Consider the following 23,316-nt stretch of genomic DNA (forward strand, 5'->3'; position numbering starts at 1 on the left):
GCAACGTGACACTCTGCCTCGATGGTGTTGAGGAAGCGGATGAACTCTTGATGCCGATGGCGCTGCATGTTGCGCCCGATCACTGTGCCGTCGATCACGTTGAGCGCGGCGAACAGCGTTGTGGTTCCGTGGCGCTTGTAGTCATGGGTCATGGTCCCAGCGCGGCCCTTCTTGAGCGGCAGCCCGGGCTGGGTGCGATCGAGCGCCTGGATCTGGCTCTTTTCGTCTACGCTGAGCACGATGGCGTGCGCCGGCGGATCGAGATAGAGCCCCACGATGTCGCGCAACTTGGCTGTGAACTCGGGATCGGCGGGATGCGCGGTTGATCGCGCAGGCGATGCGCGCCGGTCTGTTCAAGGTCGCCCATGTCAAAACCGACTACAGCCAGCGCATCAGGCTGCTTCTGCGTCACCGCCAGGCAATACCCAGCCCCGTCTTAGGCACGCATGCGAGCCCGTCTATCCTTCTCTTTCGCCGAAAGGGGGCGTGTCATCGCTACTCCTGATCTGGAGAGACTGCATTTACGAGGCGTAATCCGTATACCAAATGGTGTCGTCGCTCGTCGCCGCGATCCTACGCGGGCGCGCGTCTGGATTCGGCAGGGTGAATTCCTCGATCTTCAACGTCACTGGATCGACCCGGGCGATTTTGTTTGAGCCGAACCCGGCGAAGAAGGGAACCCCTTTGGAGTTCACCAGCAAGCCATAGGGGAGAGAATGGGCTGTCGGGGAGGGGATGAGTTTGATGTCGCCCGTCACAGGATCGAGACGGCCGAGCATGTTTCCGCCGATGACGGTGAACCACAGGATCCCCTTGTGGTCGAAGACGGGAGTATGAGGATCCCGAGCCTCCCGGTCGGGAAGCTTGAATTCGCGAACGTCCCCGGTCGTGGGGTCGAGCTTGCCGATGTAGCCCTTGAAGCTTGCCGTGAACCAGATCGCGCCGCTTGCATCAGCGACCAACCCATGCGGCCCCGAGTCGGGCGTTTTCAAACGGTATTCTTGGAACTGACCGGTCTTTGGATCGAGCCGCCCGAGAAGATTGGCCATTTGGCCGGTGTACCAGATGGCCCCGTCGCTCGTCACAAGCGGATCGTGTGGGTGCGCGCCAGCCGTGGGCGTGCGCCATTCCTTGATATCAACGCGAACGTCGTCGCTCGCCATAGCAGCGGTTGCGCCGCCTAAAGGCTCTGGTTTGGCGTTTGTCGCGGTCCTTACAAGGCGAGGCCTGCTATCGGCGTCGCGACTCGATCTATCCCAGGTTGGGCATGCCAGCTCGACAGGCGAAACGCTCACAAGGCCCAGCAGCGCATAAGCGGCCAAAAGGGGCGATGAAGGCGCTAGCAGCGAAAACCAAGCTTGGGAGAGAGAGCATGTTCGCGTCCGGAGCAGTTGCTTCCCAATTAGCGCTCGCGTGGGTCGTATCAATTTGGGCTCTCCATGCGAACGGCTGCGCGGAATGGATGCGACGTCGGTCTCATGAGCAAGGCAAACGCCGGTCTCTGCGCTTTTCGGCGCGGGGAGGATGGGTCCCCTCTGGCATGCGCACGCTGCTTCGTGCAGGCGCTAACAAACGAGAGCAAGCCTCGACGAATGAGCGGAGCCGGCCCAGCCCCATTCCGAGAAGACGGGTCTCGGAAGGAAAGGCCGGCAACCGCCCATAGGGCGCCGCTGCTGTCGGCGTTCTCGCAGCGATTCGCCGATACGGGCGTCGGTTGGAAAACCCATCAAAACGTAAGGGGGATTCTGCTAGCAATCACGTGACTGCTTGACGAAAATGCTGTAGCGAACATTTCGTTCACGCAAATACTGGGGTGCACAATGGCAAGAAGAACGACTGCGAAGAAGACTGCGCGCAAAGGCGCCACGAAGAAAGCCGCTCGCAAAGGCCCGGCGAAGAAAGCCGCTCGGAAAGTCACTGCGAAGGCTGCTGTCAAAAACGCCACGCGCAAAGCGCCGGCAAAGAAGCGGACCCGGAACCCCCTGGCAACGGCGAGCGCCGCCCACCAGGTGGCCGAAAAGAAGCTCACTGTCGCCAAAAAGGCTTATGATCGCGCTGTCGTCGCCGAGGCGCGCGCCGCCGAGAAGCTCAAGAAAGTGAACGAGAAGATTGCGCAAAAGGCCATGAAGCAGCGGCCTTCAACGGCGTCTGGTAATTCTGAGACGTAAGGACTTCAGCTCCAGGACGAAAGCGACTTCCGGCAAAATGATTTTAGAGCCCGCCGCAAGGTGGGCTTTTTCACGAACTGCAAGCTTAGGGCAGACGAAAGAAGTTGGCGGGTAGCGAGTTGCTTATGGCGACGTCGTTGCTCTTTCGCTCAACGGAAAATCAAAGGGGCCTCAAAGCCGGAGACCCGCCCTCGGGGAAAGGCCGGAAACGCCCTCGTATCTGGCCCTCAAAATGATGGCGCTGCCGCTGCTGGTATTTTTGCCAACGCACCTGATCCTGCTCCGGCTGTTTGGATAGCCCGTCCGCGTAGGGCCCTTTGCGGGCCTTCTCCGCGCCCCAGCCAAAAAAACCTCTTGTTGCCCCTGCGCCTGACCCGAATTAGGTTTCGAGCGAAGATCGAAGACACGCCATTTCGCCAAGATCCGATCCGCCCGCGGAGGCTCCGCCTTATGAACGAGCTTGATAACCGCCCAACATGCGTGGTCGCTGGCGTCGGGCCGGGCAACGGCGAGGCCTTCGCTCGGCGCTTTGCCGCCGAGAGTTACAACGTGGCTTTGCTCGCCCGTCGGAAGGATCGGATCGAATCACTCGCAGGAGAATTGCCGAACGCTCGCGCGTTTGCTTGCGACGTGACAGACGCAACCTCCGTGGAGGCCGCCTTCGCCGCCGCCGAGACCGAACTCGGGCAAGTCGAGGCGCTGATCTACAATGCTGGCAAGGGCGTTTGGGGCGATGTTGAGCAGGTGGGCCCCGCCGACTTCGAGGAGGCTTGGCGCATCAATACGCTCGGCCTGCTCCTGACGGCGCGCCGGGTGATTCCGGCCATGACCGCAGCCGGGCGTGGCGCCATCATCGTCGTGGGCGCGACCGCTTCGCTGCGCGGCATGGCCGGCACGGCCGCCTTTGCCTCCGCCAAGGCGGCCCAGAGGTCGCTGACGCAGTCGCTCGCTCGACACCTGTGGCCGAAGGGCATTCACGTGGCGCTGATCATCATCGACGGCGTGGTTGGGGGACCGGAAACGCGAAACAGCTTCCCCGACAAGCCGGACGATTTCTTCGTCAAACCGGCAGCCGTAGCCGACATCGCGATTTCTCTTATCCGGCAAGACCGTACGGCGTGGAGCTTCGAGGTCGAAGCCCGTCCCTCCGGCGAGAGGTGGTGATCGCAAACCTGAAGCCTCCGCCGTTGTCGCAATACCGACCGGCGGTAGGCGCAAGGTCGCCTCATGGCCCTTCTCCGATCTCGGCATGCCCCCTTTGGATTCGCAATCATGCTGACCCGCCTTTTCTTCCAGACGTCCATCTGGCTCGTCGCCATTGCGGCGCTCCTTTTCCTGCCGGCCGACACGATCGCGTGGCCGGAAGCTTGGGTCTACTTAATCATCATTGGAGGGATCGGCGCGGCCGCGGGGCTATGGTTCGCTCGTCACGATCCCGGCCTTTTGAGGGAACGTTTGGCCTCGCCCTTCCAGGCCGGCCAGCCGGCGTGGGACAAGGTCATCCTGTCGCTGTTCTTTGTGCTTTACTTGGCGTCTTTCGTCGTCATGAGTCTCGACGCAACTCGGTGGCGGGCAAGCCACATGCCGGTTTGGACCGAGGCCGCTGGGGCCGTAAGCATCCTGGCGTCCTACGCAATCATTTGGCGCGTCTTGGCGGAGAACTCCTTCGCCGCGCCCGTCGTCAGAATCCAGGAGGAGCGAGGCCAACGGATCGTAACGACGGGTCCATACGCCGTCGTACGCCACCCAATGTATGGCGCAGCGATTTTCTTCTTGCTAGGGACGCCGTTGCTACTCGGGTCGTTCTATGGGCTCGCTTTCGTTCCGCCATTGGTGATGCTGTTGGCGGTACGCGCCATACTCGAGGAGCGGACGCTAGCCGATCGGTTCCCCAAATATGCGGCCTATGCGGAACGGACCAAATATCGGTTCGCACCCGGGGTTTGGTAGAGTTACCAAGTCGAAGCTTTCCGCCAGCCGGCTGCGACCGCCTGCTCCTCGGTACAGAACCAGCGCTTGTCCCGCCCCTTATCCATCCGCACGCGAGCGTATGTGCGATTTCCCGGCACATGATAGATACGCTCGCCGCTGCGGCTGATATTGCCCTTGATCAGGCAGCTCTCAGTCCCCGCCATTTCCGACTTTAGCGCGGGGGAAGGGGCGGGATTCGCAAACTGATTGCCGAGAGGCGGCAGCGGATTGGCGCCCGCCCATATTTGCTCGAAGCGAGCCTCGAAGGCGTTGGCTGCAGAAGGCTCACGAACGACAAGGATGTCATTGTCCTGCTGTTTCAGGCCCGAGGCTGACAAGTTTGCCGACCCTGAGCGCAGGATCCGGCCGTCGATCGCATAGGACTTGAGATGCATATAGGGCCCTGGCGCCTTCATGCGGATGGTGCCTGCGATTTCACGGAGTCGGTCGAAGGCATGCTGCTGGCTCGGATCGAGGATGATGCGGACGGCGACGCCACGCCTGCGGGCGTCAATTAGGGCGTCGATGACCGGCCAATCGGTCAGGGAATAAGCCGCCATGTCAATCTTCGCATGCGCCGAGCGCAGCAGACCGACATCCACGTGTTCGAGGTTCTCGGAAGGCGCATAGTGGATTTCCACCTCCCCGGCGCTGGCTGGCGGCGCGAACACGGGGAGGAGACCGAGCGCCGCAAACGCCAGGACCACGCCGCCCCCAATTCGTTTCCAAGCCCTCAACCCCATTTTCGGCCTTCTCCACGCCGCCGCGCTCGTATAAGAACAAATGCAGAACACCAGAGGCCCTGTCCATGCCCCGAAAACCGAACCGCCGGTCGGATCGCTTCGTCGATCGCGAACGTCTCTTGTCGGCGATCGGCGCTTGCCGGGAGAAAATCACGCGCGAACAGTCGCGCATGGAGATCTGCGGCCCTTTGTATCACTCATCGTCGACCGTCGTCGCAGCGATCGACGGGCTTGCGCTGATGCTCACCGGAAAGCGTGACTACTTCCATTTGGCGGGCCACGGGGTGCATGAAGACGTAAGGAATGCCGTCACAAGGAGGAACGCGATGGTCGTCGCCGGCAATCTGTTCGCGAAGATCCCGCAGCGTCTGGCCGAGGAGCAGTTCACTGTCCTTGCCGAGTTCCCCGGGGGGCGGATCGAACGCATCGTCTCGACTGGGCAAGCAAGTCCGCCTGGCTTCTGGTACGACCAGGAGCAGACCGAATGGGTCGTTCTGCTGAGGGGCTCAGCAGGATTGCTGTTCGAGGGGGAGGATGCTCCACGCATTCTGCGTCCAGGGGACTATGTGGAAATCCCGGCGCGCCGTCGGCATCGGGTCGAATGGACCGATGCGACCCAGCCGACGGTTTGGCTAGCGGTGCATGTCGACGCTCAACTCGCCGACTCCTCAACTACGCTAATCGAAGAAAGCTGAAGCCTGCCATCAAGCGACGCTAATTTAGCGTCTCCCTCCGAGGACCGATCTCCATCGGAAACGGCGGCAACTGCCCGTAGGTTGCGGCGGCTGTGAGCGCTCCCGCAGCGATTTCGCCCGTTCGATCGAGCAGATCATTCGACAGAGCGACCGAACTTGACCGCGCTGTCGCCAAGTCGACAATCTTCGTCAACGCTTGCGTGAGGATTGAGAGTTGAGCAATGGCGTCGTTCGTCATGGGCGACCTCTCAGAACTCTTACTCGTGCAAGAATGGCGAAACCAGCGGCCGAGTGGCGGCATGCCTCGTAGAGCCGACGGGGCTCGCAGTCTACAGGGACGCTCACCAGAGTCTCGTAGGAAACCTCTTTCGACGCAAGCATAGCCTTCAGGCTGCGAGACCTCCGTCGTCCTGCTTTCCGCCCCTCGCCACAATCCTGAGAATGTCATCAGCGAGCGGCCGCTGCAGCCGGAGCGCCTCCTCTGCGGGCGCGGTCATCCAAAGGTCAATTTCCTCGGGCGTCGTCAGGACGACGGGCATGGCCTTCGGATGAATCGCGCCAACAAGCTTGTTCGCTTCTGTGGTCAGAAACGCGAAGAGGTCGTTGGTCGTCTCGCCTTCCTTCACCTTGCGCACTGAGGTCCACCGGGTCCAAATCCCGGCGAAGAACGCGAGCGGCCGCGTCTCGTCGAGGGCGAACCAGACCGTCGGATGCGCGCCATCGGGGAGCGCCTCATTTTCTGAGAAGCTGGTGAAGGGCACCAGGCAGCGGTTCTCCATCCCGAGCCAACGCCGCCAATGCGGAGACTTGACATTGCGGACATTGGTGACGCCGGGATCGCACTTCTTACCCTTCAACGCGAGCACCGGCGAAGGCATCCCCCATCGCGCCAAGGTCAACTCCCGCCCCTCGGGGCCGTTTCGGACGATGGGCGCGGCGTAGTCGGGAAAGATGGCGGGGAAGGGCGGCAGATTGCCAGTCCGATCATGCGTGGCCCGGGCCATCTCGCGGATCGCTTGTTGCCCCTTGGTCATCGAGTAGAGATTGCACATGCGGCCTTCCCTTATCGCCACATGGCGCGCATTCTGGCGCCGACATCTACGCGCGTCCCTCTTGCGCTCTGCCGCTCGCCCGAGGCGGCCGCAGTCCGCGGCCATGTCACGCATTCAAAATGGTGCAGCAAAGCTTTTGGGATAAAGCGGGTTCGCGAGGCGTAGACGTGCCGATCGCCTTGCGGGTGCTGTCCATGGGTGAAAAAGCGCTGTGGTGTGATCAGATGCAGACTATCTTTCGCCCGCGTCATGGCGACATAGAGCAGCCGCCGTTCCTCTTCGATTTCAGCGGTTGTGCCAGCAGCCAGATCCGACGGGATGCAGCCGTCGACGGCGTTGAGGACGAAGACCGATCTCCATTCCTGTCCCTTAGCCGAATGGATGGTGGACAGGATCAGATAATCCTCGTCGAGAAGCGGCGCGCCGGCCTGGTCGCTCGTGGCGTCCGGCGGGTCGAGCGTCAATTCGGTGAGGAAGCGTTCCCGCGAGGGGTAGCCTGCCGCCATCTGTTCGAGTTGCAGGAGGTCGGCCAGGCGCGTCGCCGCATCTTCGTGAATGCGCTCGAGATGCGGTTCGTACCAGTGGCGCGCGGCTGCGATTTCGGCCGGCCAGCCGGCCTTGCCCGTTCGCAAAAACTGGAGGCTTTGGACGAAGCCGGTCCAATCGGCGCCCGAGCGCGGCGGCGCCGGCATATCCGAGAGAGAAGACAACGGATCGGGCTGCTCCGCCATCAGGTCGAGGACGCGCTGCGCCGACGCCGGACCGACCCCCGGCAGGAGCTGCATGAGGCGAAAGCCGGCGACGCGGTCGCGCGGGTTCTGCGCGAACCGCAGCAGGGCGAGCATATCCTTGACGTGGGCGCTGTCGAGGAATTTTAGGCCGCCGAACTTGACGAAGGGGATGTTGCGGCGGGTCAGCTCAAGTTCGAGCGGGCCGCTGTGGTGCGAGGCGCGGAACAGCACGGCCTGTTGCTTCAGGCGCGTGCCGATTTCCCGGTCCTCCAGGACGCGCTCGACGACGTAGCGGGCCTGGTCGGCCTCGTCGGGTACGGTGACAAGCCGAGGCTTTTCCCCTGATTGGCGTTCCGTCCACAAGTTCTTGGTGAAACGCTCGCTGGCGAGTTCGATCGCGCCGTTCGCGGCGGCGAGGATCGGCTGCGTCGAGCGATAGTTGCGGGCGAGCGTGACAACGTCGGCGGGAGGGCTGAACGCCTTCGGAAAGTCGAGAATGTTGCGCACGGTCGCGGCGCGGAACGAATAGATCGACTGGGCGTCGTCGCCGACGACGGTGAGGCCGCGGCCGTCGGGCTTCATCGCCAGCAGGATCGAAGACTGGAGGCGGTTCGTGTCCTGATATTCGTCGACAAGGACGTGATCGAACCTTCCGCCAATATCCTCGGCGAGCGCCGGCTCGCGCAGCGTCTGCGCCCAATAGAGCAGTAAGTCGTCGTAATCGAGAACATTTTGCGCCTGCTTGGCCTCGACATAGGCCGCGAACAACTCGCGCAGCTGGGTGCTCCAGCCAGCGCACCAGGGAAAGGATCCGTCGAGAACGTCGTCGAGCGGCAGCTCCTCGTTGACGGCGCGGGAATAGATGGCGAGGCAGGTCCCCTTCGTTGGGAAGCGGCTCTCCGTCTTCGAGAAGCCCAACTCGTGCCGGACGAGGTTCATCAGGTCTGCGGCGTCCTCCCGATCATGGATCGAGAAATCGGGATCGAGACCGATCTCAGCGGCGTATTCGCGTAATAGGCGAGCGCCGACCCCGTGAAACGTCCCCGCCCAGGCGAGCCCGTTGGTCAGGATCCCGGCGCTGGCTCCCAGCGCCTCTGCGCAGATGCGCTCGACGCGTCGCGTCATCTCGGCCGCCGCCCGGCGGGAAAAGGTCATCAGCAAGATGCGACGCGGATCCGCGCCGTTGACGATCAGATGCGCGACGCGATGGGCGAGGGTGTTGGTCTTGCCAGAGCCGGCCCCCGCGATGACGAGGAGCGGCCCGCGCGGCGCAGACCCCTTTTCCCAGACGCCGTGTTCGACGGCGCGACGCTGTTCGGCGTTGAGTTTTTCGAGGTAGGCCACGCGCGGCGCTCGCGAATCAGGGGTAGGGCAGGGGACTGAGTGAACCACAATTCGCGTTTTGTTCGCAACGTCTCCACGTCATGAAAATGCGGCCGATGCGGCACCAGCTTCGTCGACGCGCCAGCGCTGGTCTCGAGCGACTACGCGCCGGGAATTGAGAGTACCGGCATGATCTCCACGCTGTCGCCGGGAAAGATCGCGAAATGCGGGTGATTTTCGAACATTTTGGCTGCTTCTTCGGGAGACGTCGCGTGCACGACCGTGAACGCGCCAAGCGCGTTGCTAATGTCCTCAATCCCCGTTGAAAAAACTTTCTTCGTCTTGCCGAGCGGGCCGCCCATCATGACGATATCAGCCTTGTGTTTTTCCGCCCAGGCATGCCAGGCGGCCATGCCTTCCTGTTCCCGCTTGCGTCGGTCGGCCTCGGGCAAAGCCAACCAGACGGCCATTTTGGCGCTTTGTTTGTCGCCGAGGAAAACTGCAAGATAGTTGCCGGTCGGGTTCATAACGCTTGCTCCTTCGTCATCAGCATCCTCGCGCCGTCGCGCGCAAGTCTTCGCTGAATAATCTCCAGCGCCGCCAGCCTGGCCAGAGTAGGAGATTCCTCATCCGCCAGAGCAGCGGCCTCACCCGCAGACGGTAGCAGCGCAACATCGCGCCTTTCCTGCAGAGATAGCGCGCAGTCTATCCCTGTGGAAACGGCGCTCAAAGCCCGAGGAAGGGAAGCGCAGGCGACAGCGCCGCGGCAAAATCGCGAAGGAATTTTGCCACATGCGCCCGCTCGGTGATCGTCAGAAGTCCCGCCTTGTCGGCTCGTGTGAAGGGGACGTTCTCCGCGTCCAATTTTGCAAATGTACCCGCGGGCAGAGAGGGAAATTCAATTTCGACGCCGCCCGAAGCCAGCAGCTTTTCACGCGTCTTGCCGCCTTTTGCCATGCCTTTGGCGTCCGTGAAGCCGTACCAGAACGGGAAGTCGCTCGGCGGCCTCCCGTGTTTGAGATTGATAACAGCGACATGGTCCGCCCTGTCGCCGATCAGGCTCAGCCACCGTGCGACGGATTGCGCCGCGCCCACGTCGGGGGAGATGACGTGGAAAACCGTCAATTTGTAGCTGTGCGCCTCAAAAGCGTCGAGAAGGCCGTCGAGCCCTTCGCCGCCATCGACGATCCGTGTGAGGTCGGCAAGGAGGCCGCCCGCGAGATCATGAACGTAAAGCTTTTCCCCCGATTCGATGGAGTCGAGGAGTATGTTGCGTTCATCATCGGCCCGGCCGTTGTAGTAACCGATCCCTTCCACCGGATTTTGGACGCGCTCGATAGCGCCGCTGGCGTCCCGGGTCCCCAACACCCGCGCCGTTGCGCCTACACTGCCATCTGCATCGTATGCCGCAACTCGCTTTCCCTTGCTGCGAAGATAATCGACCAGCGTCCGCGTGAACACGGACTTGCCTACGCCGCCCTTCTCATTGGCGACAAGAGCGACGCGCTTGAAGGCTTGAGGCAACGCGGCAGCCCGAGGGCGGGGTTTGAGTTCAGCAGTGGTTGTAGCCATGTCCGAGGGTCCTTTGCCGTCGAGGAAAATTGCGGGGATAAATCCGGATGCTAATTCCCCTTCATTAGACGTCGTAATCGAATCGATGGCCCAGAACATCCTTCGCAGCCTTTCGATTTTGGGCCAGAGGCTTCGTGGACAAAAGCGAAGGCGGCGCCGCAATCTTTGTCGTCGCATCGGCAGCCCCCGAGCCAGAATTGACGGCGGTCGCTTTTGCTTCCGTGGCAACAACCGTTTTGTTCTTTCGGCGGTTGGTAGTCCGAGCGCGAGCCTCGTTGATGTACTTGGCTAGTGTGGCGGCAGCGATCGTGAAGCCGTTTTCTCTCATGATCTCGGCGAGCTCCGCGCTGGTATACCCCTTTGCGCGGAAAGCGAGCAGATCAGGGAGCAATTGGGCGACTGCGGCTTTCAGCGGGCTCCGGGAGCGCATGCTTTTCCTCGGCGGCGCCGAGCGCAAGGCCGATCGCAATGCAGACACCTTATCAAGGGGTGGCCCATTCGCTTCGACTGTTTTATTCCTCATGGCGCCGCCCTTTTTGGATCCGCCTTTGAACTGTCAACCGCCCGAAAAAATGAGAGACGCTTTCGGATTTCTCCTCGGCATCGCCCTTCCAGGCAAAATTTGATTCCACCCCAACAAGCGATGGTTGAACATTGTTTCAACCGAATCAGGGCATTATGCGTGAAAGCATCATTCCGCTTTGCGACAAGATCGCGGCACAGTGTTGGACGAGGCGCCTTTTAACGAAGGAAAGCAGATCTTGTCGGAAGCTCGGATTTCGCGATGGATGGGAATAAATCTGGCTGCTCTTCAACGCCCAAAAAGATTTATCTGCCAAAGTTCATCGCGGCGTGCCCCGAAGCCCGAATAAGCGTGGCGCCAAGCCCACACCGAGGCTCTAACAACCGCCCTTCATTCACCGCGGCCGGTCAGGCGCGCTCGTCATCGCTCGATTGATTCCTGGGCGGTGGGCGGCGCCGCTTCGAAAGCAAGATCGCGCTATGCCAGCAATTCCCGACGAAGGGCGAGAGCGACGGCGTGGGGCAGCGTTGATGCGCCGAGTTTCTTCCGGCCGTTATCCAGATGAAACTTCACTACGCGGGGCGTGACGCCTAAAATCATCGCCATCTCTTGCATGGTCTTGCCCGCCGACGCCCACCCCAGGCATTGCCGCTCTCTGATTGTCAGCAAGCGGCTTTCCCCAGCGGACTCCACTGGATCCGCCATTCTAACCTTTACGTGAGCATGGAACGTAAAGCCCATCATCTGCAGCAGGTTCTTGGAGCTTTCCGCGAGACGCTCGAACTCGGAAACGCGGTCATCAGATGCTAAAGTGAACGCGGCGAAGCGACCGTAACCGGCAGCAATTGGCACGGTGACGCCGGCCCGAATATTGAAGGCAAGAGCATCAGCAAAGAAACGACGTTCATACGCGGATTTCCCGTCGACCCCGTCGCGCGCGTCCCAGGTAAATGCAGGGCCGATCTTGCGCGCCTGGCGGAGGATCGGATCGACATCTTGATATTGCTCACCGCTATAGCGGTCCACCCAGCGCTTCGGAAAAGACGTCAAAAGGGTCGGGACGCCGTCTCCACCTTCGAAATAGCAGAACCACTGAAACCCGAGCGCCCGCGCGGCCTCTTCTCCGACGCGTTGGAACTCCTCCGGCGTGTTCGCGACATACACCGCATCAATGAACTCACGAAATGCTCTTTCAGCCTGTTTCATTCGGCTTCCGACAGCAGAAATACTTCTGGAATTTCCTGCTGCCTCGATGAGCCAAGCAAGATAAGAGCTTGACCGTCTATTGTCGCGATAGGGCGATATTTGGGCGGCAGGAATTCTCCCAAAAAGCGTCCTGTCTGAAGTGACAGGTTACATCCCAAATTCTCCTGCTGCATTGCTCGTGACGTTAGCGCTGCGCTCGGAGAGCGATTCGGACATGAAACCCCTCACACATCGTTCTCGTTTCGATGCTGCTGTTACACAGGTTGGCGCTTGAGTCGCGCGGCGCATTTGATCGTACGGCCGCGAAGACGCCGCCGGTCTAAAAGGCGAAACACTTGTTGATCTTGATCACGCCTTACTGAAGGAACTCGATATGGATACCGCCGCTTTTTCCGCCCTTCTTGAACGCTGCGCGCCGGGAGCGGCCGCTCAACAGCTGACCGCAATCGTGCGCCAGGAAAGCGCGTTCGAGCCGCTGCTGATCACCATCGAGGGGAGGAAGCCGATCCGAATTCAGGCTGTGAGTCTCGAAGAAGGCGTCCAGCTGGCGACTGAAGCAACGGTCGCTGGCCAAAGCGTCCGCATCGGCCTCGCGCAACTCAACTCTGAATAACGCAAACAAGCTGGCCTGACGATCTCAGCCAGCTTCGACGCTTGCAAACATGTTGCTGGGCTTCATGGATTGTACCAAGCGCGGCTCACGGCGGCGCTCACAAGAGCGCCTAATCCCGCGAAGGCGACAGCATCCGTGGTCGAGAGCTTTCTCAGCCATGCTTCCCACGTCGCGCCTGATAGCCCTTCGCGCGAAAGCGCTGCCGAGCCTCAAGGGAGAGGATCCGTTGAGGAAAGATCCGAGGCCGAACCTAAACCCACCGAGCCGCGCGCGAGCCTCGATGTTTATCGCTCCGCACGCGGCGCTTCGCTGTTCGTCTACGAGCGCTAAGGAAATCCGCCTGTGCAGCCGTTTCCCAACCACCGCGCGGCGCGTCGGCCGCAGCCCAATCTGGAGTCTCTGATGCACTCTCTTCGTAAATCTTGTGCGTTCCTTTGCGTGAGTCTCGTTCTCAGCATCGGTCTGGTTCAACCGGCCTTCGCGCAAACGGCCAATCTCGAGGGCGTGTTGCAAAACATCGTCAACATGCTGACCGGCAACGTCGCCCGTTTGTTGGCGACCCTCGCTGTCATCATTGTCGGCATCGCCTGGATGTTTGGCCATCTCGATCTGCGCAAGGCCGCTTATGTCGTGCTCGGAGTCGCTATCGTTTTCGGCGCTTCCGAGGTGGTTTCGACTCTCACTGGGGGCCGCTGAGGATGGAGCGGCCCCGCCTCACTGAGGACACGCTGTTTCTCGCCTGCACCCGCCCCGCGATGATCGCCGGGGTCACCATCGAGGCGATGGCGTTCAATATGATCTTTTCGTGCATTCTCTTTCTTGCGGCGGGCAGCATTCTTTACGGGCTCGTCGCGCTTCCCATTCATGGCGTCAATCAGATGATCTGCCGGCACGATCCCAACATGTTCCGCATTCTTCTCGCTTGGCTCGAGACGCGCGGGCGGATGCGCAACGCGGCGTTGTGGGGCGGCTCCTCCTGCACGCCGCTGCGCCTCGTCCGGCTTTACCGAGCGAAGGGCTTCGCCCATGCGTAAGGCTGTCGTTAAGGCGCGCGAGCTCGAGTCGGATGTCTATTTGCCGTTCGTGAGGCATGTGGACGGAACCGTCATCAGCCTATCAACACGCGCCCTCATCACGGTGATCAAGCTCGACGGCGTCTCCTTCGAGACCGCAGCGACGGCCGATATCAACGATCTCCACGCCAAGCTCAATCTGACCCTGCGCAATCTCGTCGACGAGCGTCTCGCGCTATGGGCGCATCTCGTGCGCCGTCGCTCGATGGAGTACCCTCAAGGCCAATTCCGTTCAGCCTTCGCCGCCGCGCTCGACGCCCGTTATCATGCAAAGCTCCAGAGTGAACGGCTCTTTCGCAACGACCTTTACCTCACGCTCGTTTGGCATCCGGGCCGCGCCACGACCGACGCCGCCGCCGATTTCTTCAAGCGATTGGGCCGCGCGGCCGGGGTCGCCTCGGAAGTTGATGCGGAAGGCTTGAAGCGGCTTGGCGACGCTGCGCGAGACATCACGGCGGCGCTCGAGCGCTATGGGCCGCGCCGACTGAGACTCTGTGAGCGCCACGGCGTCGTTTTTTCCGAGCCGATGGAGCTCCTGCATGCGCTGGTCTCCGGTGAATGGCTGCCGGCGCCCTTGTCCCAAGGGCCGATCGGCTCTGCGCTCTACACCAACCGGGTCATCTTCGGGCGCGAAGCCCTGGAAATTCGCCGCAGCGGCGAGTCGCGCTTCGCCGGCATGTTCGGGATTAAGGAGTATCCAGCCTCAACCAAGCCCGGGCTATTGAACGGCCTGCTCTCGCTTCCGTTCGAGCTCGTCCTCACCCAATCCTTCGCCTTCCTGTCGAAAGCGGACGCAAAGACCGTCTTGACGCGCAAACAGAACCAGCTGGTCTCGGCGCGTGATCCCGCTGCCTCGCAGATCGAAGAGCTGAGCGACGCCCTCGACGACCTCGAATCGAACCGCTTCGCACTCGGCGACCACCACCTCTCGGCGCTCGTCTACGCCGAGACCCCGCGCCAGCTTGCCGACCACATGAGCCTGGCGCGGCGGGCGCTCGCCGACGCCGGCGCGGTGGTCGCGCGTGAAGACCTTGGGCTGGAAGCGGCCTATTGGGCCCAGCTCCCCGGTGTCTTCAAATATCGCGCCCGCGCCGGCGCGATCACCTCGCGCAATTTTGCGGCATTTTCCGCTTTCCATACCTATCCCACCGGCAAACCAGACGGCAATCATTGGGGCCCGGCGGTGGCGATGCTCGAGACCGCCTCCGGTTCCCCCTTCTATTTTTCCTTTCATCACGGCGATCTCGGCAACACCTTCATCTGCGGCCCCTCGGGGTCTGGCAAGACGGTAGTGCAGAATTTCCTGCTGGCGCAGGCGGAGCGTCTCGGAGCCTCCTATGTCTTCTTCGACAAGGACCGCGGCGCGGAAATTTTCGTGCGAGCCGCCGGCGGCGCTTACCTTACATTGCGCAACGGCGTTCCGACTGGCTGCGCGCCGCTCAAGGCCCTGGAGCTGACGCCGGTCAACCTCTCCTTCCTTGGCCAGCTCATTCGCAAGTTGGTCACGCCAGACAATCGGCCGCTGACAGTCGCCGAAGAACAAAGGATTGATTCGGGGCTGCGCGCGCTCGGCAGGCTCCGGCCGCACGAGCGGTCTCTCGGGGCCCTGCGGGCTTTTCTCGGGCAACAGGACCCGGAAGGCGTCGGCGCAAGGTTAGAGCGGTGGGAGCAGGGCGGGCCCCTGGGGTGGGTTCTCGACGGAGATGCGGACCACATCGGCCTCGACTCCCGCGCCGTCGGTTTCGATATGACCGACCTTCTCGATCATCCAACCGTACGCACGCCGTTGATGATGTACCTCTTCCATCGGGTCGAGCGGCTGATTGACGGCCGGCGCCTCATCATCGACATCGATGAATTCTGGAAGGCGCTCGGCGACGATGCTTTTCGCGATCTCGCGAACAATAAGCTAAAAACCATCCGCAAGCAGAATGGTGTGATGGTGTTTGGCACCCAATCGCCGCGCGACGCGCTCGCGTCGCCGATCGCCCACACGATCGTCGAGCAATGCCCGACGCAAATCTTCCTGCCGAATGCGCGCGGGACCAGAGCCGATTATGTCGATGGTTTCCATCTTACTGACGCCGAGTTTCGTCTGATCAAGGAAGAGCTCGCGCCAGAGAGTCGGCGCTTTCTCGTCAAGCAGGGGCACAACTCCGTGGTCGCGAAGCTAAATCTGACGGGCTTCGACGACGAGCTCGCCGTCCTTTCGGGCCGCACCAAAACCGTCGAGCTCTTAGACCGTATCCGCGCAGAGGTTGGCGACGATCCTGCCTGCTGGTTGTCGATTTTTCATGCCGAGCGAAGGAAAGCCAAATGAAATTCACAGCGGACTGGATTGGCGCGACCGCGCTCGTCGGCGTTTTGGCTTCCCCTGCGACCGCGCAAGTCGTGTTTGATCCGAGCGTGTTTGCGCGCCAACTCGACCAGTTGGTGGAAATGAAGAAACAGGTCGACTCGCTGACATCGCAGCTTCAGGTTGCGCGCGACCAGCTGAGCGAAGCCAAGCGCCTTTATGATAGCGTCAACAAGCTGACGAACGCCAATGACATCGGCGCGCTCCTCAACACGCCGCAGTTTCGTAAAGTGTTGCCGCAGCAGTTCTCGGAGATCGAAAAGCTCGTCGCTGGGCAAGGCGGCGGCAGTTTCGCAAATGCCGTGGATCAATATCTCACCCAGAACCGCGCCTATGCCGGCAACGGCAATTCCTACTACCAGAGCGAGCTCGAACGCATCGCCCGCGAGGCGGGGGCCAAGCACTCGCTCGGCCAAGCCGTCTACGACACGGCGTCGCAAAGGATCGACGCCCTCGAGGAACTGCGCAAGCGCGTCAGCTCGGCGAGCGACGCGAAAGAAGTTTTCGATCTATCGGCCCGGCTCCAGGCCGAGCAGGCGCTGCTGCAGAATGATGTGCTCCGCATGCAGGGACTGGCGATGATCCAGGAGGCGCGCGGTGACATGGACGCGCAGCGCGAGCGCGAAAAGCAACGGCAAATCGTCGACGAAATGAAGGCGGCGTTGAAATGAAGCGATCCAGTCTCCTTTTTCTTTCCTGCGTTATGAGCGCCGCTCTCGCCGGCTGCGGCGAGGACAGGCGGCCCCGCGCGCCTTCATCAAACGTCTCAGGGAAACAATCGGCCTCGCAGCCGGCAAAGACCGTGTCCTGGTTTATCGAACATCGCGACGAATTGCAGGCGACGATGACGGCCTGCCGCGACAATCCAGGCGCGCTCGCAAAGACGCCCGACTGCGTCAACGCCAGCGCGGCGCGGGACAAAATCATGGTGCAAGAAATGAAAGACGCCCTCAAATAGGATTGCCCCATGGCCGTGAACGTCTTCGACAGTTTCCTGCACGAATTCGAGCAGCCGATCACGAATTTCGTGTCGACATCGGCGGGAAACCTCGCCTCTTACGTCAATGGTCCGTTGCGCGTCGCCGTGATGCTGTATGTAATCCTTTACGGCTTCGCCGTCATGCGCGGCGCCATCGCCGAGCCAATCCTGGATTTCGCGTTTCGGGCGATGCGCATTGTCGTGATCGTGTTGCTGGCCACGAACTCCTCGTCGTTCCAACAATATGTCGCGGGCCTGTTTTTCGAGTCTCTCCCGAAGGAGATCGGCAACGCCATCGCTGGCTCCGGCCTCAACGTCGCTTCCGGTACGCCGTTCGACCAATTGCTCTCCAAAGGGATCGACGTCGCCAACAAGATTTACGACCAGGCAGGCTTGACCAACATCGCGCCGGCGCTGATCGCGGCCATCCTTCTGGTCTTCGTCGCAGTTGGCTCGTTTCTGCAGTTTGCGGTCCTGCTCTACGCCAAGATCGGTCTCGGGATCGTCATCGCGCTCGGACCTCTGTTCATTGCGCTTGCTCTCTTCGACGCCACCCGCCCTTTCGCCGAAAGCTGGCTCCGCCAGGTCGTCAATTTCCTCATCCTGCTCGTGCTCGTTGTCGCCCTCGTGGGATTGATGCTGAACGCGGTCAGCGGCTTCATCGATAAATTCGGCGCGAATGCCGCCACCACCGGCGAAATGTTGGTGGGCGCGGTGGCGATTAGCGCCGTGCTCGGTCTTTCCGGACATATCGCCCTGCAATTGCCGTCGATCGCCGGCGGGCTCGCCGGCGGCGGCGCGTCGCTGGCGAGCCGCCTGGTGACGCGGACGCTCGTCGGCAACGCCGCCGCAGCGGCGGCGGGGGCCTATGCCGGCGCGCGCTGGTCGGCGAACCGCAGCCTCGCCGCGATGAAGGTCCGCAGACAAGGCGGCAGCATCGAGCGCGTCTGATCAATGGTTTCAGGTCAACAAGAAACGGGGGCGCTCGCCCCCTTGGACAATATTGGGGTGAAAGGTAATGCGGCGTCGCTTGCTTATTTTGTGCCTGATCGGCTGGCCGCTCGGCGGCTGCGCGACTTTCTCGAGCGCGCCGCCCAGTTGCGACGGCCTCGCGCGGCGTCCGCTCAACCGCTCGCTTTGGGACTGGGAAAGCGGCTCGGCCGCCATCGGGCTCCATGCTCTTCCCGCCTTTGCCTCGGCTCCGATCCGAACGGCCGACAGCGCCCAGCCGACGGCGGCAAACCCGCCAGGCGGGGCAGCGGCGGCGTCCGCAGCTGGCGACAAGAGAAACCCCAATCGCGGCGTCGACCTCGCTTCCTACCGCTCTTGCGGCAGGGAGGGCTGAAGATGGTGCGTCCCGATGAACTGCAAGCCTATTTCGACAATGCGCGCCGCTGGGAGCAGGACCTGTTGCTTTCCGCCCAGCGCTCCAAACGGATCGCCTGGTTCGTCGCCGCCGGGGCCTGCGCCCTGGCCGTCGTGTCCGTCGGCGCGGTCGCGGCGCTGGCGCCCTTGAAGACGGTGGAGCCCTTCGTGATCCGGGTCGACAATTCCACCGGCATCGTCGAAACCGTCGCAGCGCTCAAGCAGACGCCCGCGCGGTACGACGAAGCAGTCACCAAATATTTTCTGGCGAGCTATGTGCGCGCACGCGAGGGCTATAGCGCCGCAGAAGCCGAGACCAACTTCCGAACCGTCTCGCTGCTCTCGGCCCCGGCCGAACAGGCGCGTTTCGCGGCCTGGTATCGTGGCTCCAACCCCGAGAGCCCGCAGGTTCTCCATGGCCGCTTCGGCGTCGCGAACGTGCGCATCAAGGCGATTTCGCTCTTGAGCGACACGGTCGCATCGGTCCGCTATCTCGCCGAGAGCCGCAAGGGGGAAGAGACGCGCGTCACCCATTGGATCGCGACTTTGACCTTCTCCTACGTCAACGCGCCGACGTCGTCGAGCGATCGCCTCATCAACCCGCTGGGCTTTCTCGTCTCGGAGTACCGGGCCGATCCGGAGGTCTTGCCATGAGGCGCGGGGGTTTTCTTTTCATGCTGGCGCTCGCCTGTGCGGGCCCAGCGTTAGCATTGCAGCAGCCGGCCGCTGGTCAACGCGACGCGCGGGTGCGCACCGTCGCCTATGATCCGGCCAATGTCGTCAAGATCAACGGGGTGATCCGAGCGTCGACGCAGGTCGTCTTCGCCGATGATGAAGAAATCGCGCATGTGGCGATCGGCGACACGGTCGCCTGGGAAGTTGCGCCCGCCGGATCGATCCTGTTCCTCAAGCCACGCGAGCGGCATCCGCCCACCAATCTGCAGGTTGTCACGACGCGGGCGGACGGGCGCAAACGCTCCTACCAGTTCGAGCTGTCGATCGCCGAAAGCTCGCTCGCCGAGGGCTACTTCGTCGTGCGCTTCGCTTACCCGGTCGACGAGATCGAACGCCGCCGCTTCGAGGCCGCCGCTCGGGGCGCCGAACGCGAAGGGGCGATGATCGAGCAGACCTTCGACGTCTCTCGCGCGGAAGCGCCGCGCAATTGGCGCTTCTCGGCGCAGGGATCGGCGGATCTCGAGCCGGAAGCGGTCTTCGACGACGGCAAGGAGACGAGCTTCCGCTTTGCCGGAAATCGCGAGATTCCGGCGATCTACCTGATCGCCTCGGACGGATCCGAAACGCTCGCGGCCAAGGACGTGCGCGACGAGCTTGTCGTCGTCCATGCGACGGCGCGGGAGTTTCGGCTGCGCAAAGGCGGCGATGTGCTCTGCGTCTACAACGAAGCCTTCGACCCGGTCGGCGTCAACCCCAGCACGAACACGATGAGCCCGAATGTCGCGCGTCTGCCGAAAGCCCCGATCAGGCGCCGGTAAGCAAGAGGATAAGAAATGACCGAAGCCCAGATCAACGCCCTCCCGGGCGAGCGCGGCATCACTCCGGTAGCGGGGGGAAGTGACGATAGGGGGCGCGCGACGCTCCAACGCGGCCTCGGGGCCGCGGCGTTGACCGCTTTCGCGGCGCTGATCATCTGGGGAACATGGAAGGGCGAGACAAAGGCAAACGACCCCTCGGCCCATAAATTCATGATCCGCCAGGCGACCGCCTTCGAGCCGGCGCGCGAGCCGCCGGCGCGAAAGGAGGCGGATGTCACAGGCTCCATTCCCCTCGCCGCGCCGGCGGCGTTGACGCCCTCGGTCCCTGATCAATTGATGGAGAGCGCGCGGCGCGCGCCGGTGCTCGTCTACAACCGGCCGCTCCAGGCGCGCCCGGCTCGGAACGCGCTTGCCGACGAACCGGGTCTCTATCCCAACGGGGGAGGGGGGCCGGGGCCGCACAACGAGCTCCTCGACAAATTGCAGCCAACCCCGCTCGAGGGCGTACGCGCCTCACGCCTTCCCAATCGAAACCTCCTCGTCGCGCAAGGGACGCCGATCCCTTGCGTCCTGGAGACGGCGATGTCGTCCGACGTCCCCGGTTTCGTCTCCTGCGTCGTGTTGCGCGACGTCATGTCCGACTCGGGAAATGTCGTGTTGATGGAGAAGGGCACACAGATCGTCGGCGAGTATCGCGCCACTGTCCGGCGCGGTTCGCAGCGCCTGTTCGTGCTGTGGACACGGGCGAAAACCCCAACGGGCGTCATCGTCGCCCTTGCGTCGCCCGGAACCGACGCGCTCGGCCGCGCCGGCTTCGATGGCGAGATCGACACGCACTTCTGGCAGCGTTTTGGCGGCGCGCTCCTGCTGTCGGTCGTCGGCGACGCCGCCGCGATCGGCCGCCAGCAGCTGCAGTCAAATGACATCCAGATTGTCAACGCGCCCGGAGCCATGAACACCGGCGCGGCCGTCGCCGTTCAGAACTCGATCGATATCCCGCCGACCCTGACCAAAAACCAGGGCGAACTGGTCAATGTGTTCGTCGCGCGCGATCTCGATTTTTCCTCCGTTTATCGACTTCGTCCCATCGCGACGCACACGCCGGCTTTCGATCGACCGCCGACAGGCGTCGCGGCGCCTCGATTGGTGACCAAGCCATGAGACTCGCCGGGAGCGCCGAGCGCAGTGGGCCTCGCCTTGTCCTCGAGCGCTTTCTCGAACCCTTGGCGCCCTATCTTTCAGACCAGAGCTTGACCGAGATCATAGTCAACCGCCCCGGCGAGATCTTCGTCGAGGGTCCCGGCGGCTGGGCGCGGCATGAGGCGGCGGCGCTGACACAGGAGCATCTTCTGCATCTCGCGACCGCCGCGGCAGGCTTCACGAAGCAGGATGTCAGCGCCGAGCGGCCAATCGTTTCGACGACGCTCCTTGGCGACGAGCGTTGCCAGATCGTCTTGCCGCCGGCGGTTCCCGTTGGGACGGCAAGTCTGACGATCCGAAAGGCCGCCGCGCTGACCATGTCCCTCGAGAAGCTCGAAGAAGCGCGCCTCTTCGACGACGTGCGCGCGGCGAGCGAAGACCTCTCCGTCGAGGAGCGTCGGCTGCTCGACTTGAAGGAATCAGGCCAATGGCGGGAGTTCCTGGAGCTCGCGGTGCTGACCCGCCGCAATATTCTGATCTCCGGGGCCACGGGCTCGGGCAAGACAACGCTCTCGAAAGCGCTGATCGCGGCGATCCCAGGCGACGAGCGACTGATCGCGATAGAAGACGCGGCCGAACTCGTGATTCCTCACGCGAATTGCGTGCGGCTCCTATACGCCAAGGACGGGCAGGGCCTCGCCAAGGTCGGCCCGCGCGAGCTCCTGGAATCCTGCTTGCGGATGCGCCCCGACCGCATCCTGCTGCAGGAACTGCGCGACGGAACCGCCTTCTTCTATCTTAGGAACGTCAACTCCGGCCATCCTGGCTCGATCACCACGGTCCATGCGGACAGCGCCCGGCTCGCCCTTGAGCAATTGACGCTTCTCGTGAAGGAAAGCGCCGAAGGCCGCGATCTGCATCGCGACGATATCCGTTCTCTGCTGCTCCTGCTCGTCGACGTGGTCGTTCAGATGCAAAAACGCGACGGACGCTACCGAATCACGGAAATCTATTATGACCCCGTTCGCAAACGCGAGCACGCCCGTTAGGGCGGCGGCCCTCGCGGCGCTCGTTCTCGGCGCCCTGGCGCTCTTCCTCTTTGCGGCCTCGAATGTACTGCTGCTCGGCCTGCGCGGGCATGACGGCGGCTTGCATGTCTTCGAGATCGTCGCCTCCTGGCCGCGCTATGGGGCCGACAAGAGGCTCGATCGTTGGCTGACGCTTTCGACTCTCGCGGGCCTGATCGTCGCCTTCGGCATGCTGGGCGCGATCCTGCGGCGCCGCCCCTTGCCGCTGCACGGCAAAGCAAGCTTTGCCAGCGAACGCGAGATCGTCGAAGCGGGCCTGCGCGCCAGCCAAGGGCTGCTGCTCGGGCGCAAGGGCGGAAAACTTCTGTCTTTCGGAGGCTCGGAGCACGTTCTCGTCTATGCCCCGACCCGTACCGGCAAGGGCGTTGGCTACGTCATTCCCAATCTGCTCAACTGGCCGGATTCGGTCGTGGTCCTCGACGTCAAGAAGGAGAATTGGGAGAAGTCCGCCGGCTTTCGCGCTGCGCATGGGCAGGAGGTTCATCTCTTCGACCCGCTTGATGAGAGCGGCCGGACGGCCCGTTACAACCCCCTCTCTTACGTGCGCAGCGAGTCAGTGGACCTCTACGACGATCTGCAGCGCATCGCTGTCATGCTGTTTCCCGCTGAGAGCCGCGGCGACCCCTTCTGGTTCGAAGCCGCCCGCTCGGCGTTCGTCGCGATTGGCGGCTATGTCGCCGAGACGCCGGGATTGCCGTTCACGATCGGCGAAATCCTGCGCCAGCTCTCCTCCAGCCAGGACCTGAAGGCGCATTTTGACAAGATCATCACGGCCCGAAAATCAGGTCCATCGCCTTTGTCGCGCCATTGCGTCACCGCGCTCAATGATTTCCTTGCGGCGTCCGAGAATACGCTGAACTCGGTGCGCAAGACCGTGACGGCGCGCCTGGGACTCTGGCTCAATCCGCGCATCGACGCCGCGACGGCCGAAAACGATTTCGACTTGCGGCTTCTGCGCCAGCGGCCGATGTCGATCTATCTCGGGGTGACGCCCGACAACCTCGACCGCCTGAGCCCGCTCCTCAATCTGTTCTTCCAACAGACGATCGACCTCAACGCCCGTGAATTGCCCGACCATAACCAGAAACTCAAGCGCAAGCTGCTCTTGCTCCTGGACGAGTTTCCCGCGCTCGGCAATGTCAGCGCGCTCGCCAAGTCGGTCGCCTTCCTCGCCGGCTTCAACGTCCGCCTTCTGACGGTGATCCAGAGCCCGGCGCAGCTGCGG

The 23,316-nt window shown here is 62.4% G+C and carries 26 protein-coding genes and 1 pseudogene; 17 read left to right on the forward strand and 10 right to left on the reverse strand.

The features are described from left to right. Positions 1-11 precede the first annotated feature (11 nt). Together WOC76_RS23320 and WOC76_RS23325 are read right to left on the reverse strand one after the other, a co-directional pair. Positions 12-308, reverse strand: a pseudogene (locus tag WOC76_RS23320) (IS630 family transposase); the annotation flags it as partial. Between the two features lie 213 nt (positions 309-521). Then, positions 522-1,163, reverse strand: a complete 642-nt coding sequence (locus WOC76_RS23325; protein WP_341103235.1) for a Vgb family protein — start codon at positions 1,161-1,163, stop codon at positions 522-524. Between the two features lie 846 nt (positions 1,164-2,009). Between WOC76_RS23325 and WOC76_RS23330 the strand changes: the two genes are divergently transcribed. From WOC76_RS23330 to WOC76_RS23340, 3 genes are all read left to right on the forward strand, one after another. After that, a complete protein-coding gene (locus WOC76_RS23330; protein ID WP_341103238.1) occupies positions 2,010-2,168 on the forward strand; it encodes a hypothetical protein in 159 nt (52 codons plus the stop codon). Positions 2,169-2,618: 450 nt separating this feature from the next. After that, positions 2,619-3,332 carry an SDR family NAD(P)-dependent oxidoreductase gene (locus tag WOC76_RS23335; RefSeq protein ID WP_341103241.1) on the forward strand — a complete coding sequence of 238 codons (714 nt, stop codon included), beginning with the start codon at positions 2,619-2,621 and terminating at the stop codon, positions 3,330-3,332. A 108-nt stretch (positions 3,333-3,440) separates the two neighbouring features. Then, positions 3,441-4,118: a methyltransferase family protein gene (locus WOC76_RS23340; RefSeq protein WP_341103245.1), complete on the forward strand. Its 678-nt coding sequence runs from the start codon at positions 3,441-3,443 to the stop codon at positions 4,116-4,118. A 2-nt stretch (positions 4,119-4,120) separates the two neighbouring features. On the opposite strand, the gene WOC76_RS23345 is transcribed toward WOC76_RS23340, so the two are convergent. Next, positions 4,121-4,882, reverse strand: coding sequence for a phospholipase D-like domain-containing protein (locus WOC76_RS23345; protein ID WP_341390227.1), 762 nt, complete (start codon positions 4,880-4,882; stop codon positions 4,121-4,123). A 65-nt stretch (positions 4,883-4,947) separates the two neighbouring features. Here WOC76_RS23345 and WOC76_RS24495 point away from each other — a divergent pair, with 65 nt between their 5' ends. Further along, complete coding sequence (locus WOC76_RS24495) at positions 4,948-5,577, forward strand: cupin domain-containing protein (protein ID WP_445730584.1); 630 nt, start codon at positions 4,948-4,950, stop codon at positions 5,575-5,577. Between the two features lie 19 nt (positions 5,578-5,596). Here the strand turns inward: WOC76_RS24495 and WOC76_RS23355 are convergent, their stop codons facing one another. From WOC76_RS23355 to WOC76_RS23385, 7 genes are all read right to left on the reverse strand, one after another. Continuing rightward, positions 5,597-5,815 carry a hypothetical protein gene (locus WOC76_RS23355; RefSeq protein ID WP_341431615.1) on the reverse strand — a complete coding sequence of 73 codons (219 nt, stop codon included), beginning with the start codon at positions 5,813-5,815 and terminating at the stop codon, positions 5,597-5,599. A 148-nt stretch (positions 5,816-5,963) separates the two neighbouring features. Continuing rightward, positions 5,964-6,629, reverse strand: a complete 666-nt coding sequence (locus WOC76_RS23360; protein WP_341103250.1) for an SOS response-associated peptidase — start codon at positions 6,627-6,629, stop codon at positions 5,964-5,966. A gap of 11 nt (positions 6,630-6,640) precedes the next feature. Continuing rightward, positions 6,641-8,704 (reverse strand): ATP-dependent helicase, encoded by a 2,064-nt coding sequence (locus WOC76_RS23365; protein WP_341103253.1) that lies wholly within the window; start codon positions 8,702-8,704, stop codon positions 6,641-6,643. A 140-nt stretch (positions 8,705-8,844) separates the two neighbouring features. After that, positions 8,845-9,210, reverse strand: coding sequence for a hypothetical protein (locus tag WOC76_RS23370; RefSeq protein WP_341103254.1), 366 nt, complete (start codon positions 9,208-9,210; stop codon positions 8,845-8,847). 199 nt (positions 9,211-9,409) lie between these two features. Next, positions 9,410-10,255 carry a nucleotide-binding protein gene (locus WOC76_RS23375; protein WP_341103257.1) on the reverse strand — a complete coding sequence of 282 codons (846 nt, stop codon included), beginning with the start codon at positions 10,253-10,255 and terminating at the stop codon, positions 9,410-9,412. Between the two features lie 64 nt (positions 10,256-10,319). Further along, entirely contained in the window at positions 10,320-10,778 is a 459-nt protein-coding gene (locus WOC76_RS23380) for a hypothetical protein (RefSeq protein WP_341431616.1), read from the reverse strand. A 477-nt stretch (positions 10,779-11,255) separates the two neighbouring features. After that, positions 11,256-11,984: a helix-turn-helix transcriptional regulator gene (locus WOC76_RS23385; protein ID WP_341103263.1), complete on the reverse strand. Its 729-nt coding sequence runs from the start codon at positions 11,982-11,984 to the stop codon at positions 11,256-11,258. Positions 11,985-12,357: 373 nt separating this feature from the next. Here WOC76_RS23385 and WOC76_RS23390 point away from each other — a divergent pair, with 373 nt between their 5' ends. The 13 genes from WOC76_RS23390 to WOC76_RS23450 all read left to right on the forward strand — a co-directional run. Further along, positions 12,358-12,597 carry a hypothetical protein gene (locus WOC76_RS23390; RefSeq protein WP_341103267.1) on the forward strand — a complete coding sequence of 80 codons (240 nt, stop codon included), beginning with the start codon at positions 12,358-12,360 and terminating at the stop codon, positions 12,595-12,597. 402 nt (positions 12,598-12,999) lie between these two features. Continuing rightward, entirely contained in the window at positions 13,000-13,293 is a 294-nt protein-coding gene (locus WOC76_RS23395) for a TrbC/VirB2 family protein (protein ID WP_341103270.1), read from the forward strand. 2 nt (positions 13,294-13,295) lie between these two features. Continuing rightward, positions 13,296-13,631, forward strand: coding sequence for a type IV secretion system protein VirB3 (locus WOC76_RS23400; RefSeq protein WP_341103273.1), 336 nt, complete (start codon positions 13,296-13,298; stop codon positions 13,629-13,631). Beyond that, positions 13,624-15,990 carry a VirB4 family type IV secretion/conjugal transfer ATPase gene (locus tag WOC76_RS23405; RefSeq protein WP_341431617.1) on the forward strand — a complete coding sequence of 789 codons (2,367 nt, stop codon included), beginning with the start codon at positions 13,624-13,626 and terminating at the stop codon, positions 15,988-15,990. Before WOC76_RS23400 ends, WOC76_RS23405 begins: the two co-directional genes overlap by 8 nt. After that, positions 15,987-16,697 carry a type IV secretion system protein gene (locus WOC76_RS23410; protein WP_341103275.1) on the forward strand — a complete coding sequence of 237 codons (711 nt, stop codon included), beginning with the start codon at positions 15,987-15,989 and terminating at the stop codon, positions 16,695-16,697. Before WOC76_RS23405 ends, WOC76_RS23410 begins: the two co-directional genes overlap by 4 nt. A 32-nt stretch (positions 16,698-16,729) precedes the next feature. Next, positions 16,730-16,984 carry an EexN family lipoprotein gene (locus WOC76_RS23415; protein ID WP_341103604.1) on the forward strand — a complete coding sequence of 85 codons (255 nt, stop codon included), beginning with the start codon at positions 16,730-16,732 and terminating at the stop codon, positions 16,982-16,984. A gap of 9 nt (positions 16,985-16,993) precedes the next feature. After that, positions 16,994-17,956, forward strand: coding sequence for a type IV secretion system protein (locus WOC76_RS23420; protein ID WP_341103277.1), 963 nt, complete (start codon positions 16,994-16,996; stop codon positions 17,954-17,956). Between the two features lie 79 nt (positions 17,957-18,035). After that, a complete protein-coding gene (locus WOC76_RS23425; RefSeq protein WP_341103279.1) occupies positions 18,036-18,350 on the forward strand; it encodes a type IV secretion pathway protein in 315 nt (104 codons plus the stop codon). A 2-nt stretch (positions 18,351-18,352) separates the two neighbouring features. Continuing rightward, positions 18,353-19,024, forward strand: a complete 672-nt coding sequence (locus tag WOC76_RS23430) for a virB8 family protein (protein WP_341103282.1) — start codon at positions 18,353-18,355, stop codon at positions 19,022-19,024. Next, positions 19,021-19,863 carry a P-type conjugative transfer protein VirB9 gene (gene virB9 / locus WOC76_RS23435; protein WP_341103286.1) on the forward strand — a complete coding sequence of 281 codons (843 nt, stop codon included), beginning with the start codon at positions 19,021-19,023 and terminating at the stop codon, positions 19,861-19,863. The genes WOC76_RS23430 and virB9 overlap by 4 nt, the downstream gene beginning before the upstream one ends. Before the next feature lie 15 nt (positions 19,864-19,878). After that, on the forward strand, positions 19,879-21,024 hold the full coding sequence (gene virB10 / locus WOC76_RS23440; RefSeq protein WP_341431618.1) for a type IV secretion system protein VirB10: 1,146 nt from the start codon (positions 19,879-19,881) through the stop codon (positions 21,022-21,024). After that, on the forward strand, positions 21,021-22,052 hold the full coding sequence (virB11, locus tag WOC76_RS23445) for a P-type DNA transfer ATPase VirB11 (RefSeq protein WP_341103292.1): 1,032 nt from the start codon (positions 21,021-21,023) through the stop codon (positions 22,050-22,052). The genes virB10 and virB11 overlap by 4 nt, the downstream gene beginning before the upstream one ends. After that, positions 22,018-23,316, forward strand: a 1,299-nt coding sequence (locus WOC76_RS23450; RefSeq protein WP_341431619.1) for a type IV secretory system conjugative DNA transfer family protein, incomplete at its 3' end; no start/stop codon positions are given. The genes virB11 and WOC76_RS23450, both read left to right, overlap by 35 nt.

Source organism: Methylocystis sp. IM3 (assembly GCF_038070105.1).
Taxonomy (GTDB): Bacteria; Pseudomonadota; Alphaproteobacteria; order Rhizobiales; family Beijerinckiaceae; genus Methylocystis.

Bases quoted from the DNA above. Each gene is read 5' to 3' on its own strand.
- WOC76_RS23325 (WP_341103235.1), bottom strand. From the start codon at position 1,163: ATGGCGAGCGACGACGTTCGCGTTGATATCAAGGAATGGCGCACGCCC.
- WOC76_RS23335 (WP_341103241.1), top strand. From the start codon at position 2,619: ATGAACGAGCTTGATAACCGCCCAACATGCGTGGTCGCTGGCGTCGGG.
- WOC76_RS23340 (WP_341103245.1), top strand. From the start codon at position 3,441: ATGCTGACCCGCCTTTTCTTCCAGACGTCCATCTGGCTCGTCGCCATT.
- WOC76_RS23345 (WP_341390227.1), bottom strand. From the start codon at position 4,882: ATGGGGTTGAGGGCTTGGAAACGAATTGGGGGCGGCGTGGTCCTGGCG.
- WOC76_RS24495 (WP_445730584.1), top strand. From the start codon at position 4,948: ATGCCCCGAAAACCGAACCGCCGGTCGGATCGCTTCGTCGATCGCGAA.
- WOC76_RS23355 (WP_341431615.1), bottom strand. From the start codon at position 5,815: ATGACGAACGACGCCATTGCTCAACTCTCAATCCTCACGCAAGCGTTG.
- WOC76_RS23360 (WP_341103250.1), bottom strand. From the start codon at position 6,629: ATGTGCAATCTCTACTCGATGACCAAGGGGCAACAAGCGATCCGCGAG.
- WOC76_RS23370 (WP_341103254.1), bottom strand. From the start codon at position 9,210: ATGAACCCGACCGGCAACTATCTTGCAGTTTTCCTCGGCGACAAACAA.
- WOC76_RS23375 (WP_341103257.1), bottom strand. From the start codon at position 10,255: ATGGCTACAACCACTGCTGAACTCAAACCCCGCCCTCGGGCTGCCGCG.
- WOC76_RS23380 (WP_341431616.1), bottom strand. From the start codon at position 10,778: ATGAGGAATAAAACAGTCGAAGCGAATGGGCCACCCCTTGATAAGGTG.
- WOC76_RS23385 (WP_341103263.1), bottom strand. From the start codon at position 11,984: ATGAAACAGGCTGAAAGAGCATTTCGTGAGTTCATTGATGCGGTGTAT.
- WOC76_RS23390 (WP_341103267.1), top strand. From the start codon at position 12,358: ATGGATACCGCCGCTTTTTCCGCCCTTCTTGAACGCTGCGCGCCGGGA.
- WOC76_RS23395 (WP_341103270.1), top strand. From the start codon at position 13,000: ATGCACTCTCTTCGTAAATCTTGTGCGTTCCTTTGCGTGAGTCTCGTT.
- WOC76_RS23400 (WP_341103273.1), top strand. From the start codon at position 13,296: ATGGAGCGGCCCCGCCTCACTGAGGACACGCTGTTTCTCGCCTGCACC.
- WOC76_RS23405 (WP_341431617.1), top strand. From the start codon at position 13,624: ATGCGTAAGGCTGTCGTTAAGGCGCGCGAGCTCGAGTCGGATGTCTAT.
- WOC76_RS23410 (WP_341103275.1), top strand. From the start codon at position 15,987: ATGAAATTCACAGCGGACTGGATTGGCGCGACCGCGCTCGTCGGCGTT.
- WOC76_RS23415 (WP_341103604.1), top strand. From the start codon at position 16,730: ATGAGCGCCGCTCTCGCCGGCTGCGGCGAGGACAGGCGGCCCCGCGCG.
- WOC76_RS23420 (WP_341103277.1), top strand. From the start codon at position 16,994: ATGGCCGTGAACGTCTTCGACAGTTTCCTGCACGAATTCGAGCAGCCG.
- WOC76_RS23430 (WP_341103282.1), top strand. From the start codon at position 18,353: ATGGTGCGTCCCGATGAACTGCAAGCCTATTTCGACAATGCGCGCCGC.
- virB9 (WP_341103286.1), top strand. From the start codon at position 19,021: ATGAGGCGCGGGGGTTTTCTTTTCATGCTGGCGCTCGCCTGTGCGGGC.
- virB10 (WP_341431618.1), top strand. From the start codon at position 19,879: ATGACCGAAGCCCAGATCAACGCCCTCCCGGGCGAGCGCGGCATCACT.
- virB11 (WP_341103292.1), top strand. From the start codon at position 21,021: ATGAGACTCGCCGGGAGCGCCGAGCGCAGTGGGCCTCGCCTTGTCCTC.